Here is a 14,225-nt window from a genome sequence, read left to right on the forward strand (position 1 = left end):
GTCAACGCCAGGCGGGAGGCACTAGTTCCCTTGTGCGTGCGACGCCGGGTGTGAACCGTACGGGTGACGATGTCGGAAAACGGCACGCGCGCGTGGAGGCGAGTGCCCCACGCGCGCGTGGTCAAAGCGGCCGGTGCGGCGGCTCAGGCGCGGCTGGTGTTCAGAACAGTCCGGTGTCCGTGAAGCGCAGGACCAGCTGCGGTGCCCCGGACAGGACGATGCCCAGGACGCCGGTGAGGGCGATCGCGGCGGTGAGGGGGGCCGGGACTCGGTGTTTCTCCGGCTCGCCCTCGGGGGCGCGGAAGAGCAGGCCCGTCCACTGGAGGTAGTAGAACAGCGCGATGACGACGTTCACGGCCATGATCACGGCCAGCCAGCCGAGGCCGGCGTCGACGGCCGCGGAGAAGACGGTGACCTTGGCGAAGAGGCCGATGACGCCCGGCGGCAGCCCGGCGAGACACAGCAGGAAGAACGCCAGGAGCAGCGCGGACACCGGGCTCGACGCGTACAGGCCACGGTAGTCGGCGACGCGGTTGCGGGTCTTCGTCCGGCCGACGAGCGCGGCCACGGCGAAGGCACCGAGGTTCACGGCGCCGTACATCAGGGCGTAGGCGACGGTGGAGCCGATCGACTTCTCGGCGTCCCCTGAGTACGCGGCGGCGGCGATCGGTACCAGGAGGTAGCCGGCCTGGCCTACGGACGACCAGGCGAGCAGGCGTACCGCGCTGTACGCGCGCGTGGCCTGCTGGCGGAGCGCTCCGACATTGCCGATGGTCATGGTGAGCGCGGCCAGGGCCGCCAGGGCCGGGCCCCAGACGTCGGCGTACGACGGCAGGGCGACCACCGTGACGAGGATCAGGCCGCTGAAGCCGACCGCCTTGCCGATGACCGACAGGTAGGCGGCGATGGGCAGGGGCGCCCCCACGTAGGTGTCGGGCACCCAGAAGTGGAAGGGCACGGCGGCCGTCTTGAAGGCGAAGCCGACGAGGGTGAGGACGACACCGGTCTGGGCGAGCGTGCCGAGCTGCCCGTCGACGTTCTGGATGCGGTCGGCGACCTGGGTGAGGTAGAGGGTGCCCGTGGAGGCGTACACGAAGCTGATGCCCATGAGGCTGACCGCGGTCGCGGTGACCGAGGACAGGAAGAACTTCAGGGCCGCCTCGGAGGACTTCCGGTCGCCGTGCCTGAGGCCGACCAGGGCGAAGGCGGGCAGGGAGGCGACCTCCAGCGCGACGATCAGGGTCGCGAGGTCGCGGGAGGCGGGCAGCAGGGCGGCGCCGGCCGCGGAGGACAGCAGGAGGAACCAGTACTCCCCTTCGGGCAGCTCCTTGCGGGCGTCCTTCAGCGCGGTGACCGACAGCAGGGCGGCGAGGAGGGCGCCGCCGAGGACCAGGAACTGGATGACCAGGGTGAAGCGGTCGGCCGTGTAGCTGCAGACGGTGGCGTCGCCGGTCAGGCAGAAGGTGCTGCGGTCGCCGTCCAGGAGGGGCAGCAGCATCAGCGCGGCGGCGGCCAGGCCCGCGACCGACGTCCAGCCGAGGAGCGCCTTGCGGTGCTCGGCGACGAAGAGGTCGGCGACCAGGACGGCGAGTCCGACGACCGCCGCGAGGGTGGGCGGCGCGATCGCGAGCCAGTCGACGGACTGGACCAGCGAGGCGGCCAGGGGCTGGGCCGGGGAGCTCATCGGTTGCCTCCTGCGAGGAGCTGCTGGACGGCCGGGTCGCTCAGGCCGAGGAGGGCCTTGGGCCAGAGGCCCGCGACGACGGTGAGGGCGACGAGCGGGGTCCAGGCCGCGAACTCGTAGGAGCGGACGTCGGGCAGCTTCGGGGCGTCCTGGGGCAGGGCGCCCATGCAGACGCGGCGGACCACGACCAGCAGGTACGCGGCCGTCAGCAGCGTCCCGAACGCGGCGATCGCCATGAAGGTGAGGAAGGCGGGGCGGCTGAGCCCGGCGGCGGGCCGGAAGGCGCCGAAGAGGGCCAGCATCTCTCCCCAGAACCCGGCCAGGCCCGGCAGGCCGAGCGAGGCGACCGCACCGAAGGCGAGCAGGCCGCCGAGGCGCGGGGCCTTGCCGTAGAGCGCGGCGCCGGTCTCCTCGGCGAGGGTGTCCAGATCGGTGCTGCCGGTGCGGTCCTTCAGCGCTCCGACGAGGAAGAAGAGCAGGCCGGTGATGAGGCCGTGGGCGATGTTGGCGAACAGGGCGCCGTTCACGCCGGTCGGGGTCATCGTGGCGATGCCGAGCAGGACGAAGCCCATGTGGCCGACGGAGGAGTAGGCGATGAGGCGCTTCAGGTCGCCCTTCGCACCCTGTTTGGCGAGGGCCAGGCAGGCCAGGGATCCGTAGATGATGCCGACGACGGCCAGGGCGGCGAGGTAGGGCGCGAAGGTGCGGAACCCGTCCGGCGCGATGGGCAGCAGGATCCGGACGAACCCGTACGTACCCATCTTCAGCAGGACGCCGGCCAGCAGGACCGAGCCGACGGTCGGGGCGGCGGTGTGGGCGTCGGGCAGCCAGCTGTGCAGCGGCCACATCGGCGTCTTGACCGCGAGGCCGATCCCGATCGACAGAACGGCGATGACCTGCACGGATGTGGTCAGCGACCCGCCGTTGTCAGTGGCGAGTGCCATCATGTCGAACGTGCCCGCCTTGATCCCGATCAGGAGCAGGCCGAGCAGCATGACCACGGAGCCGAGCAGCGTGTAGAGGATGAACCGCCAGGCGGCCTGGCTCCGGCCCTCGCCGCCCCAGCGGGCGATGAGGAAGTACATCGGGATGAGGACCGTCTCGAAGGCGAGGAAGAACAGCAGCAGGTCGAGGACGGCGAAGGTCGCGAGCGTGCCGGTCTCGAGGACGAGCAGCAGCGCGACGAAGGCCTTCGGGGTCGGGCCTTCGGCCCGCGGCGGCAGCTGCTGATGTTGCTGCTTGAAGTACGAGTAGAGCGCGCAGAGGAAGGTCAGCAGCGCGGTCAGGACCAGAAGGGGGAGGGAGATGCCGTCGATGCCGAGGTGGATGCGTACGTCGAGCGCGGGGATCCAGCTGATGTCGGTGCTGGCCTGCATCTTCGACGGCTGGTCGTGGTCGAAGCCGAGCGCGAGGACGATCGCGGCGGCGAGGACCGCGCCGGTGACGGTGACGCCGTGCCGGAGCACGGCCTGCTCGGGTGACTTCCCCTTCAGCCCGGGCGGGGCCGGCAGGAGAGCCGCGGCGGCGCCGAGAAGCGGACCCACGACGATGAACGCCAGAAGGAACTGCATCACGGACTCGTTGATATCGATCACGCCTGCTCACGCTCCCGTGGCGACGAGGACGGCGGCGACCGCGAGGACGACGGTGCCGGCGAGCAGCGCGCTCACATAGGTCTGGACGTTGCCGGTCTGGGCGCGCCGTACGGCCGCGCCGAGCCAGCGGGGCAGCGCACCCGCACCCCGTACGTAGGTCTCGACGACCTCGCGGTCGAGGAACCGGACGAGACTCGCCCCGGCCTGCACCGGGCGGACGAAGAGGACCGTGTACACGGCGTCCAGGTGGAAGCCGGCGGCAGCGGGCCGGTGCAGCGGGCCGAGCAGGAGCCGTCCGGGGTCGGCGGGGTCGGGCGCGTAGGCGATGTCGCCGTAGGCCGGCTCGTGGGTGGCGATGGCTTCCGCCTCGACCTGGGCGGCGTCGCCCTCGGGATGGGCGGCGACCGCGCCCAGCGGGACGCGTGCGGCGAGTGCGGTGGTGTGCCGCCAGGCGCCGTAGGTGACGATGCCGCCGGCCAGGGCCAGGCCCGTGCCGAGTACGGAGGTGGTCAGGGTCGGGGCGAGGTCGCGGCCGTCGAACCAGTCGGGCAGCAGGCGGAACACGAACCCGCCGAGGGCCAGGGACGGCACGGCCAGCACCCACAGCACCACGGTCATCGTCAGCGGCTGCCTGCCGTGGTCGGGGGCTTCGGCGCCCCGGCCCCGGAAGGCGAGCAGCCACAGGCGCATCGCGTAGGCGGCGGTGAGCACGGCCGTGACCAGGCCGGCGATCAGGACGATCCAGCCCGCCGCGGCGGGGACGTGCTCGGTGTGCCCGGTGGCGGCGTGCTCGGCGACACCGAGGACGGCCTCCTTGGAGAAGAAACCGCTGAAGGGCGGGATCGCGGCGAGAGCGAGCAGCGCCACGGTCATCGTCCAGTAGGCGTCCGGGACGCGGTCGCGCAGGTTCCGCATGCGGGACATGGCGGCGAGCGAGTTGGTGCCGGCGGCGTGGATGATCACGCCGGCCGCGAGGAACAGCAGCGCCTTGAAGGCGCCGTGGGACAGGAGGTGGAAGACGGCGGCCCCGCGGTCGCCGACGGCGAGGGCTCCGGTCATGTAGCCGAGCTGGCCGATCGTCGAGTAGGCGAGGACGCGCTTGATGTCGTCCTGGGCGAGCGCGGCGAGGCCCGAGCCGGCCATCGTGACCGCGGCCATCACGGCGAGCACGGCCATCGCGGCCTGCGAGGCCTCGAAGACCGGGAGGAGACGGGCGATGAAGTAGACACCGGCGGCGACCATCGTCGCGGCGTGGATCAGCGCGGAGACGGGGGTCGGGCCCGCCATCGCGTCGGGGAGCCAGGTGTGCAGCGGGAACTGCGCGGACTTCCCCGCCACGCCCGCGAGGAGGAGCAGGGCGATCAGCGTGGGGTGGTCGAGTCCGCCGCTCGCGACGGCGCCGAGGACCTTGGTGATGCGGAAGGAACCGGCGTCGGTGGCGAGGGCGAACAGACCGATGAGGAAGGGGACGTCGCCGAGCTTGGTGACCAGGAAGGCCTTGAGGGAGGCGGACCGGGCCTCCGGGGTCTCCCAGTAGTGGCCGACCAGGAAGTAGGAGCAGATGCCCATGACTTCCCAGCCGACCAGCAGCACGATCAGGTCGCCGGAGTAGACGACCAGGAACATCGCGGAGGTGAACAGGGAGACGAGGGCGGCGTAGGACGGGTAGCGCGGGTCGTCGCGCAGATAGCCCGTCGAGTAGATCTGCACGCAGGAGGCGACGAGGCCGACGAGGACGGCGACGAGGGCGGCGAAGCCGTCGATGTGCAGGGCGAGTTCGATCGGCACCGAGCCGGTGGGCGTGAGTTCGGTGGCCGAGTCGATGGCCTGGTCACCGCCCTGGCGTGCGGCGACCAGCGCGGCGAGTACCAGGGAGGTGAGCGTCGGGAGGATGGCGAGGGGGCGGACGAAGCCGGGCGCCGTGCGGCCCAGGAGCAGGCCGGCGGCGGCGCCGAGGAACGGCAGGAGCGGGACGAGGACGGCGAGGGTGGTCGTGGTCACGCGGTGGCCTCAGCCTTCTCGGCCTCGTCGGACTGCTCGGCGGTGAGGGCGTCGTGGTCGGTGCCGTCGTGGCCGTCACCGTCGGGGTCGTGCCGTTCGGCGGTGTCGCGGAGCTTGTCGATGTCCGCGGTACCGCGGTTGCGGTGGACGGCGAGGACGATCGCCAGGCCGATGCCGATCTCGGCGGCCGCGATGGCGATGGTGAACAGGGTGAGGGCCTGGCCGGAGTGCAGGGTCTCCTCGGCGGTCCTGCTGAGCCAGACGTCGAACGCGACCAGGTTGAGGTTGACGGCGTTGAGCATCAGCTCGACCGACATCAGGACCAGGATCGCGTTGCGGCGGGCGAGGACGCCGTAGAGGCCCGTGCAGAAGAGGAGGGCGGAGAGCACGGCGGGATAGGCGAGGTGCATCAGCGGGTCCCTTCCTTCTCGCTCCGGGTGACCGGGGTGCTCCCGGCCGGTGCGCTCCCGGACGCGGTCGCCGCCTCGGCCTTCGCCTTGCGGGACAGGACGATCGCGCCGACCAGGGCGGCGAGGAGGAGGACGGAGAGGGCTTCGAAGGGGAGGACCCAGTTCTGGAAGAGGCTGGCGCCGGTGGCCTCGGTGGAGCCTGCGGCGGGGCCGTCGAGGTCGATCCAGGTCGCACGGAAGGCGTCGACGACGACCCAGACCAGGGCGGCGGCCGCGGCGACGGCCACGGTGAGGGCGGCCCAGCGGTTGCCGGAGTCGGCGTCCGGGGAGCGGCCGATGGGGGCCCTGGTGAGCATCAGCCCGAACAGGAGGAGGACGACGACGGAACCGACGTAGATGAGGACCTGCACCCAGGCGATGAACTCGGCGGTGAGCAGGAGGTACTCGACGGCCAGGCCGCCGAGGGTCACGACCAGCCAGAGGGCGGCGTGCACCAGCTGCCGGGTGGTGACCGTGACGATCGCGGCGCCGAAGGTGACCAGGCCGACGAGGAGGAAGGCGATCTCGACACCCGTCGGGGAGAGGAAGCCGTGGGTTGCGGCGGCGAGGCTCACGACTCTCCCTCCTGCGGTTCCGCCTGCGCTGCCGCGAGCTTCTCGGCGGCCTTGCGTGCGGTGGCGAGTTCCTTGGGTTCCTCCGCGCCGGGGTCGAGGGCCGGCGGGGCCGGGACGGTCCACATCCACTCGCGGAGCTTGTCGCGCTCGTGGGTGAGGTCGCGGATGTCGGTCTCGGCGTACTCGAACTCCGGGGACCAGAACAGCGCGTCGAAAGGACAGACCTCGATGCAGATACCGCAGTACATGCACAGCGAGAAGTCGATGGCGAAGCGGTCGAGGACGTTGCGGCTGCGTTCGCGGCCGCCGGGGGTCGCCGCCGGGACCGTCTCCTTGTGGGAGTCGATGTAGATGCACCAGTCCGGGCACTCGCGGGCGCACAGCATGCAGACCGTGCAGTTCTCCTCGAACAAGCCGATCACACCGCGGGTGCGGGGCGGGAGGTCGGGCTGGGCGTCCGGGTACTGCGCGGTGACGGACTTCTTCGTCATCGTGCGGAGGGTGACGGCCAGGCCCTTGGCCAGGCCGGAGCCGGGGATGGGGGCCATGGTTACGAGATCACCACCTTGACGACGCCGGTGAGGGCGATCTGGGCGAGGGAGAGGGGGACGAGAAGGGTCCAGGACAGTTTCTGGAGCTGGTCCTCGCGCAGGCGGGGGTAGGTCACGCGCAGCCAGATGACGAGGAAGGCGAGGACGGCGGTCTTCAGCAGGGTCCAGACCCAGCCGAGGCCGTCGGCGCCCCACGGGCCGTGCCAGCCGCCCAGGAAGAGGACGGTGGTCAGGCCGCACAGGACGACGATTCCGGCGTACTCGGCGAGGAGGAAGAGAGCGAAGCGCAGGCCCGTGTACTCGGTGTACGCGCCGAAGATGATTTCCGAGTCGGCGACGGGCATGTCGAAGGGCGGACGCTGGAGTTCGGCGAGGCCGGCCACGAAGAAGACGATCGCGCCGACGATCTGCCAGGGCAGCCACCACCACTCGAAGGCGTCGAGGATGCCGGGGAGCGAGACGGTGCCGGCCGCCATCGCCACCGAGGCGGCGGTCAGGAGCATCGGCAGTTCGTAGGCGAGGAGCTGGGCGGCGGTGCGGAGGCCGCCGAGGAGGGAGAACTTGTTCGCGGAGGCCCAGCCGGCCATGAGCGAACCGAGGACGCCGACACCCATGACGGCGAGGACGAAGAAGACACCCGCGTCGATGACCTGGCCGACGGCTCCCTCGTCGGGGCCGATGGGGATGGCGAGCAGGACGAGGAGGTAGGGCAGGAGGGCGACGGCGGGAGCGAGTTGGAAGATGCGGCGGTCCGCGCCCGCGGGGACGACGTCCTCCTTCTGCGCGAACTTCACGCCGTCGGCGATCAGCTGGGCCCAGCCGTGAAAGCCGCCCGCGTACATGGGGCCGAGGCGGCCCTGCATGTGGGCCATCACCTTGTGTTCGGTCTGGCCGATGATCAGGGGGAAGGTGAGGAAGACGACGAAGACGATCAGGAGTCGCAGGGTGACGTCGAGCGCGTCGTTCACCGCGGGCCTCCCGAGGGGTTGTCGCTGTCGCTGGGGTCTTCGGGGTCGCCAGGGTTGTCCGTGGGATTCGGTTCCCCCGAGGGCTTCGAAGTGTTCGCCGACTCCGGGGTGTCCGCGTCCTTCGAGGTGTCCGCGTCCTTCGGGGTGTCCGAATCCCTCGGGGTGCCCGGGACTTCCTCGGATTCCGAGGGCTCACGGGCCTCCGTGGACTCAGGCGCCTCAGGACCAACCGAGTCGGGCGAGGGCTCGGGGGTCGGCGGCTGGGCGGCCTCGGGGGACGGGTCGGGCTGCGGTTCGGCGAAGGCCGGGCGGGCGTGGTGCCAGGGGGCGTCCGAGCTGCGCGGGGTGCGCGAAGGGCTCCCCGACGGGCTGTCGCTTCCGCTCCCGCTCCCGCTCTCGCCGGGGCCCGCCGTGGCACGTTGGCTCGCGCTGCCCCCCGAGGCGCTGCGTGCCCGGCGCGGACCCGCAGTGGTCTCCGACGGCGTCGACGGCGTCGATGACGTCGATGCAGTCCGCTGCGACGCCGAGCCCTCGTTCGCGCTCCGCGCGCGGCTCGGCCCTGGCGACGAGGCCGGGGCTCCTGCCTCGGCGGCCGAGGATCCCGCCTCAGCGGCCGTCGGCTCCGGCTCGGCTGCCCCGGCAGGGGCCTGGCTCGCCGAGCCTTCCGCCGCCGTACGCGCACGCCGCGGAGTAGTCGGGGACGGAGTTCCCGCGTCACCCGCAGCGGCCTGGCTGGCCGAGCCCTCCGACGCCGAACGGGCCCGCCGCACCGGCCGTTCCGCCGCAGGGCGAGCTGCCCCGCGGGCCGGGCGTTCGCCTGCCGCGCGGGCCGCGCCACGGGCCGGACGGGCGGGTGCCGGAGGGAGCTGGCCCTTCAGGGGGCCCCATTCGTTCGGGTCGGGGACTCCGGGTGGGAGCATCTGGCGGCGCTTGGGGCCGCCGTGTTCGGACTCGCCGGGTTCCTTCGCGCCGGGCCAGGCCTTGGCGACGCGTGCGGCCAGGACGAAGTCCTTGCGCAGGGGGTGGCCCTCGAAGGTGTCGGGCAGGAGGAGGTGGTCCAGCCCGGGGTGGCCTTCGAAGGTGACGCCGAACATCTCGTGCGTCTCGCGTTCGTGCCAGGCGGCGCCCGCGTAGACACCGACGGCCGAGGGCAGGACGGAGGCCGCGTGCGGGACCGTCGTACGGAGCAGGAGACGTCGTACCGGGGACAGGGCCGCGACGTGGGCCGTGACGCGGAAGCCCGTGCCCGGTTCGTCGACCGCGCTCAGCCAGTCGAAGTAGGTGCAGCCCAGCCGGTCGCGGGCCGTCTCGAGGGCGGAGATCCAGGTCGCCGGGGGGACGTCGACGGTCAGGACCTCGTACGACTCCTCGGCCGTGGTGTCGGGGCCGAAGAGTTCCTCGACGCCGGCGGGCAGCCAGCCGACCGTGGTCATCGTCCCTCCCCCGACGCGCCCGTGTCCGGGTCCGAGGACGGGTCCGAGGACGGGGCCGGGGACTGAGACGGGGCCGGCGGCCGCACCAAGTCGCTCTGCAATGCCGCCGTCGAGGGACGCGCCGCGCCGGTGCCGTACCGCTCCCCCAGCGACTCGCGGGCGATCTTCTCCTGGAGCTTGAGGATGCCCTGGAGCAGCGCCTCGGGCCGGGGCGGGCAGCCGGGGACGTAGACGTCGACGGGGATGATCTGGTCGACGCCCTTGGTGACGGAGTACGAGTCCCAGTAGGGGCCGCCGCAGTTGCTGCACGCGCCGAAGGAGATGACGTACTTGGGCTCCGGCATCTGCTCGTAGAGGCGCTTCACCGCCGGTGCCATCTTGTCGGTGACCGTGCCGGACACCACCATCAGGTCGGCCTGGCGCGGACCCGGCGCGAAGGGGATGACGCCGAGGCGGATGAAGTCGTGACGGGCCATCGACGCGGCGATGAACTCGATCGCGCAGCACGCGAGGCCGAAGTTGAAGACCCAGAGCGAGTAGCGGCGTCCCCAGTTGAGGATCACCTTCATCGGCTCGGGCGCGAGGCGCGCGAGGGCGCCGAGCCGCTTCGGCTCCGGAAGCAGTACGGGTTCAGGGCCGGCGGGGGTCACGTCGGGGGTCACGTCCATGCCAGGACGCCCTTCTTGTATGCGTAGAGCAGGCCAACGGCCAGGAAGCCGAGGAAGATGAACATCTCCACCAGGGTCGCCGCGCCGTAGCCGGGTGCGGCGAAGACGGTCGCCCAGGGGAACAGGAAGATCGAGTCGACGGCGAAGATCACGTAGAGGAAGGCGTAGACGTAGTAGCGGACCTGGGTGTGGGCCCAGCCCTCGCCGACGGGGTCGACCCCGCACTCGTACGTCAGGAGCTTCTCGGGTGTGGGGACCACGGGCCGCAGCAGGCGGCCGGCCCCGAAGGCGACGGCGACGAACAGCACACCGACGGCGGTGAGCAGCCCGACGACCGAATAGGACTGGAAGTAGTCCGCCGCGACGACGGTCGTGGTGACGACGGTCGGTTCCGGCACGTCCGTCCCTCGCTCCCTGGAAACTCGGACTGTTCGACGATCTGTACGCACGGGAGTCTAGGCCCTGATAAAGGCAGGGTAAGCAGCCCGTCATGCCCTGGCATCAGGGGGTGGGGTTTACCTCAGTCGATCCTGGCGGTCTGCCTCATGGCGCCGCCGCCCCCCGCCGGGCACGCTGACGCCTATGACCGAACGCATCCCCTCCCCCGGCGCGAGCCGGGCCGCGACGGCGGCTGGGCCGGACGACCGTCCGCCGCCGCCCCGCCTCGCCTACGACCGGCGCACCTGGAAGGAGATCACGCATCTGCTGGCCAACCTTCCGGTCGCGCTGCTCGGTTTCACCTATGTCGTGACGATGCTGTCCATCGGGCTCGGCCTGACCGTCACGGTGATCGGGTTCCCGCTCCTCGCGGTCGGACTCATGGGGGCGCGGCAGCTGGGCAGGTTGGAGCGGGCGAGGGCCAGGGCGCTGCTCGGGGTGCGGGTGGACGAGCCGAGCCGGCTGCGGCTGCGCGGCGGGGGCGGCTTCTTCCAGCGGTTGTGGATGCAGTTGAAGGACCCGGTGGGCTGGCGGACGGTGCTGTACGAGTTCATCCGGCTGCCGTGGGGTGTGCTCACCTTCTCCGTGACGCTGGCCTCGCTGTTCGTGCTGTGGCCGGTGCTGCCGTTCATCGCGCGGGGGCTGACCAACGCCGACCGGGCCATGGTGCGCGGGCTGCTGTCGCCCTCCGACGAGCTGGAGCGGCGCATCGCCGAGCTGGAGTCGGACCGGGGTGTCGTGGTCGACACGGCCGCCGCCGATCTGCGGCGCATCGAACGGGATCTGCACGACGGGGCGCAGGCCCGGCTGGTCAATCTGGCGATGGGGCTGGGTCTGGCCAAGGAGAAGGTGCTGGAGGACCCGGACGCGGCGGCCGAGATGGTCTCGGAGGCGCACGGCGAGGTGAAGCTGGCACTCCAGGAGCTGCGGGACCTCGCGCGCGGCATCCACCCGGCGGTCCTGACCGACCGCGGCCTGGACGCGGCCCTGTCCTCGATCGCCTCGCGCTGCACGGCCCCGGTGAAGGTGACGGTCGAACTGGCGGACCGGCCGGCCGCGGCCATCGAGGGCATCGCCTACTTCACCGTCTCGGAGCTGCTGCAGAACGTCAGCAAGCACAGCGGCGCGAAGGCGGCGTCGGTGGATGTGTGGCGCACGGACGACCGGCTGCTCATACAGGTGTGGGACGACGGCCGCGGGGGCGCTCGCCTCGACCGCGGTACCGGGATGAAGGGCCTGGCCGACCGGCTGGACGCGGTCGACGGCTTGTTCGTCCTGGACTCGCCCGAGGGTGGCCCGACGACGGTCACGGCGGAACTGCCGTGGCGCGACCGGTCCGGGGCCACGGGGTAGGGAAAACCCCCCGTCCAAGAGGCCGACGGACTCCATGGTCCGCCGACCTGCGGCGGAGCAGGGTGGAGGTACGGGGGCACAGCCGCGGGACGAGGAGAAGGACGACGCCGATGGCCACGGAGTACGGACAGGGGTACGGGCTCGACGGCGGTCCCGGGTACCCCGGGAGCACCGAACGGCGGCACCGGCTGCCCGCCGCGCTGCGCGCGCCGGTGGAGGGCCGCACCTGGCGGGAGCTCGGCCACGTGCTGCTCAGCCTGCCGATCAGCATCCTGCTGTTCACGTACGCGGTGACGATGGTGTCGCTGGGGGCGGGGCTGCTGGTGACCTTCCTCGGCGTTCCGGTGCTGGCGGCGGCCCTGGCCGGGTGCCGTGGCTTCGGGGCGCTGGAGCGGATGCGGGCGCGGGCGCTGCTGGGCCTGGAGGTGGCCGAGCCGGAGCCGCTGCGGATGCGGAAGCCGGGCGTCATGGCGTGGATGGGGGCCGTCCTCAAGAGCGGCACCTCGTGGCGGGCCCTGCTGTACGCGGTGCTGCACCTGCCCTGGGCGGTGTTCTCGTTCGCCGTCACGGTGAACGTCTGGGCGCTGGGGTGGGGTCTGCTGACCTACCCGCTGTGGTTCTGGGTGCTCCCGATGTACGCCGGGCAGGACGGGGTCCAGCTGTACGGCGACGAGACGCACCGGGTCTACCTCGACAACCCGTTCGAGATCACGGTGACCGCGTTGGTGGGGCTGCTGTTCACGATCGCCACCCCGTGGATCGTGCGGGCGCTGACGATGGTGGACCGGTTGCTGGTGCACGGGCTGCTCGGGCCGTCGCGGCTGGCCTCGCGGGTGGTGGAGCTGGAGTCGGACCGGGGGGTCGTGGTCGACACGGCCGCCGCGGACCTGCGGCGTATCGAACGGGATCTGCACGACGGGGCGCAGGCCCGGCTGGTGGGTCTCGCCATGGATCTGGGGCTGGCGAAGGAGAAGCTGCGGGAGGATCCGCAGGCGGCCGCGCGGATGGTGGACGAGGCGCACGGTGAGGTGAAGACGGCGCTGCGGGAGCTGCGGGACCTGGCCCGGGGGATCCACCCGGCGGTGCTGACGGACCGGGGGCTGGACGCGGCGCTCTCGGCGGTGGCGTCGCGGTGCACGGTGCCGGTGCGGGTCGAGGTCGACCTGGTGGAGCGGCCGGCGCCGGCGATCGAGGGGATCGCGTACTTCACGGTGTCGGAGCTGTTGCAGAACATCAGCAAGCACGCGCGGGCGACCTGGGCGGGCGTGGAGGTGTGGCGCACGGAGAACCGGCTGATGCTCCAGGTCGTGGACAACGGTGTGGGTGGGGCCGACGCGTCCCGGGGGTCCGGGCTCGCGGGGCTGGCGGACCGGCTCGACGCGGTGGACGGGATCCTGGTGGTGGATTCGCCGGCCGGGGGGCCGACGCGGGTGACCGCCGAGCTGCCCTGGCGTGGGGCTCATGTGCGGTGACCTCCGGGCGGGGGTGTGGCAGGGGCTCCGCCCCTGTGACCCCGCCAGCGGGCTCGGCCCCCTGGACCCCCGGCCTTCGCCCACCACCGCCTGACACGGTCGGGCAAGATGCCCGTCCCTCCCCCATCCACCCCCCGATCCTGAAATGCTGGACCTGTCGCACGGGTGGGCGGGCCGTTGTGGGTCGCGGACGGGCGGCGTCGGGGCTGTGGGGGGCCGGACATCGTGGAGGACAGGGTGCGGGTGGTCATCGCCGAGGATTCAGTGCTGCTCAGGGAGGGCCTGACCCGGCTGCTGACCGACCGCGGGCACGAGGTCGTCGCCGGGGTCGGCGACGGCGAGGCGCTGATCAAGACCATCACGGAGTTCGACGCTCAGGGTGAGCTGCCGGACGTCGTGGTCGCCGATGTGCGGATGCCGCCGACGCACACGGACGAGGGCGTGCGGGCGGCGGTGCAGCTGCGCAAGGCGCACCCGGGGCTCGGCGTGCTGGTGCTGTCGCAGTACGTGGAGGAGCGCTACGCCACGGAGCTGCTCGCGGGCTCCAGCCGGGGCGTCGGCTACCTGCTGAAGGACCGGGTGGCCGAGGTGCGGGAGTTCGTGGACGCGGTGGTGCGGGTGGCCGAGGGCGGTACGGCCCTGGACCCGGAGGTGGTCGCCCAGCTGCTGGGCCGCAGCCGCAAGCAGGACGTGCTCGCGGGGCTCACCCCGCGGGAGCGGGAGGTGCTGGGGCTGATGGCCGAGGGGCGGACGAACTCGGCGATCGCGCGGCAGCTCGTGGTCAGTGACGGGGCGGTCGAGAAGCACGTCAGCAACATCTTCCTGAAGCTGGGGCTGTCCCAGAGCGAGGGGGACCACCGCAGGGTCCTGGCCGTGCTGACCTACCTCAATTCCTGACATGCCGCATTTCTGGCATGGTCGGGGATCAGGCCACATGATCGGCTCAAAGTCGTGTTCCAACATGCGAATGACCCAAATAAGGCGACCCTTGCAGTCGTAGGGTTGATCCGGGAGGGCCTGTGGGAAGGCCTGTCCCGG

13 protein-coding genes are annotated in these 14,225 nt (G+C 71.9%); 3 read left to right on the plus strand and 10 right to left on the minus strand.

Going from position 1 to position 14,225, the window contains the following annotated elements:
* Positions 1-160: 160 nt before the first annotated feature.
* Genes ABEA82_RS08825 through ABEA82_RS08870 form a run of 10 tightly spaced genes read right to left on the minus strand, consistent with a single transcriptional unit; the run spans position 161 to position 10,322 of the window.
* Positions 161-1,684, minus strand: a complete 1,524-nt coding sequence (locus ABEA82_RS08825; RefSeq protein WP_345660790.1) for an NADH-quinone oxidoreductase subunit N — start codon at positions 1,682-1,684, stop codon at positions 161-163.
* Positions 1,681-3,279 (minus strand): NADH-quinone oxidoreductase subunit M, encoded by a 1,599-nt coding sequence (locus tag ABEA82_RS08830; protein ID WP_345660791.1) that lies wholly within the window; start codon positions 3,277-3,279, stop codon positions 1,681-1,683. The genes ABEA82_RS08825 and ABEA82_RS08830 overlap by 4 nt, the downstream gene beginning before the upstream one ends.
* A 6-nt stretch (positions 3,280-3,285) precedes the next feature.
* On the minus strand, positions 3,286-5,280 hold the full coding sequence (locus ABEA82_RS08835; protein WP_345660792.1) for an NADH-quinone oxidoreductase subunit 5 family protein: 1,995 nt from the start codon (positions 5,278-5,280) through the stop codon (positions 3,286-3,288).
* On the minus strand, positions 5,277-5,690 hold the full coding sequence (gene nuoK / locus ABEA82_RS08840; protein WP_345660793.1) for an NADH-quinone oxidoreductase subunit NuoK: 414 nt from the start codon (positions 5,688-5,690) through the stop codon (positions 5,277-5,279). The genes ABEA82_RS08835 and nuoK overlap by 4 nt, the downstream gene beginning before the upstream one ends.
* Entirely contained in the window at positions 5,690-6,304 is a 615-nt protein-coding gene (locus tag ABEA82_RS08845; protein WP_345660794.1) for an NADH-quinone oxidoreductase subunit J family protein, read from the minus strand. Before ABEA82_RS08845 ends, nuoK begins: the two co-directional genes overlap by 1 nt.
* Positions 6,301-6,852 carry a NuoI/complex I 23 kDa subunit family protein gene (locus tag ABEA82_RS08850; protein WP_345660795.1) on the minus strand — a complete coding sequence of 184 codons (552 nt, stop codon included), beginning with the start codon at positions 6,850-6,852 and terminating at the stop codon, positions 6,301-6,303. Before ABEA82_RS08850 ends, ABEA82_RS08845 begins: the two co-directional genes overlap by 4 nt.
* A gap of 2 nt (positions 6,853-6,854) precedes the next feature.
* The gene (locus tag ABEA82_RS08855) at positions 6,855-7,823 is read right to left on the minus strand and encodes a complex I subunit 1/NuoH family protein (protein WP_345660796.1); all 969 of its coding nucleotides are present in this window, start codon (positions 7,821-7,823) and stop codon (positions 6,855-6,857) included.
* The gene (locus ABEA82_RS08860; RefSeq protein WP_345660797.1) at positions 7,820-9,256 is read right to left on the minus strand and encodes an NADH-quinone oxidoreductase subunit C; all 1,437 of its coding nucleotides are present in this window, start codon (positions 9,254-9,256) and stop codon (positions 7,820-7,822) included. The genes ABEA82_RS08855 and ABEA82_RS08860 overlap by 4 nt, the downstream gene beginning before the upstream one ends.
* Entirely contained in the window at positions 9,253-9,924 is a 672-nt protein-coding gene (locus ABEA82_RS08865) for an NADH-quinone oxidoreductase subunit B (RefSeq protein WP_345660798.1), read from the minus strand. The genes ABEA82_RS08860 and ABEA82_RS08865 overlap by 4 nt, the downstream gene beginning before the upstream one ends.
* The gene (locus ABEA82_RS08870) at positions 9,915-10,322 is read right to left on the minus strand and encodes an NADH-quinone oxidoreductase subunit A (protein ID WP_345660799.1); all 408 of its coding nucleotides are present in this window, start codon (positions 10,320-10,322) and stop codon (positions 9,915-9,917) included. Before ABEA82_RS08870 ends, ABEA82_RS08865 begins: the two co-directional genes overlap by 10 nt.
* A 184-nt stretch (positions 10,323-10,506) precedes the next feature.
* On the opposite strand from ABEA82_RS08870, the gene ABEA82_RS08875 reads away from it, so the two are divergent.
* The 3 genes from ABEA82_RS08875 to ABEA82_RS08885 all read left to right on the plus strand — a co-directional run bounded on the left by ABEA82_RS08875 (position 10,507) and on the right by ABEA82_RS08885 (position 14,084).
* Entirely contained in the window at positions 10,507-11,715 is a 1,209-nt protein-coding gene (locus ABEA82_RS08875; protein ID WP_345660800.1) for a sensor histidine kinase, read from the plus strand.
* Positions 11,716-11,825: 110 nt separating this feature from the next.
* Entirely contained in the window at positions 11,826-13,187 is a 1,362-nt protein-coding gene (locus tag ABEA82_RS08880; RefSeq protein WP_345660801.1) for a sensor histidine kinase, read from the plus strand.
* 225 nt (positions 13,188-13,412) lie between these two features.
* Entirely contained in the window at positions 13,413-14,084 is a 672-nt protein-coding gene (locus ABEA82_RS08885) for a response regulator transcription factor (protein ID WP_003992292.1), read from the plus strand.
* Positions 14,085-14,225: the final 141 nt, after the last annotated feature.

The sequence above is a fragment of the Streptomyces venetus genome, from assembly GCF_039540295.1.
GTDB lineage: Bacteria > Actinomycetota > Actinomycetes > Streptomycetales > Streptomycetaceae > Streptomyces > Streptomyces venetus.

Bases quoted from the DNA above. Each gene is read 5' to 3' on its own strand.
- ABEA82_RS08850 (WP_345660795.1), bottom strand. From the start codon at position 6,852: ATGGCCCCCATCCCCGGCTCCGGCCTGGCCAAGGGCCTGGCCGTCACC.
- ABEA82_RS08875 (WP_345660800.1), top strand. From the start codon at position 10,507: ATGACCGAACGCATCCCCTCCCCCGGCGCGAGCCGGGCCGCGACGGCG.
- nuoK (WP_345660793.1), bottom strand. From the start codon at position 5,690: ATGCACCTCGCCTATCCCGCCGTGCTCTCCGCCCTCCTCTTCTGCACG.
- ABEA82_RS08825 (WP_345660790.1), bottom strand. From the start codon at position 1,684: ATGAGCTCCCCGGCCCAGCCCCTGGCCGCCTCGCTGGTCCAGTCCGTC.
- ABEA82_RS08860 (WP_345660797.1), bottom strand. From the start codon at position 9,256: ATGACCACGGTCGGCTGGCTGCCCGCCGGCGTCGAGGAACTCTTCGGC.
- ABEA82_RS08865 (WP_345660798.1), bottom strand. From the start codon at position 9,924: ATGGACGTGACCCCCGACGTGACCCCCGCCGGCCCTGAACCCGTACTG.
- ABEA82_RS08880 (WP_345660801.1), top strand. From the start codon at position 11,826: ATGGCCACGGAGTACGGACAGGGGTACGGGCTCGACGGCGGTCCCGGG.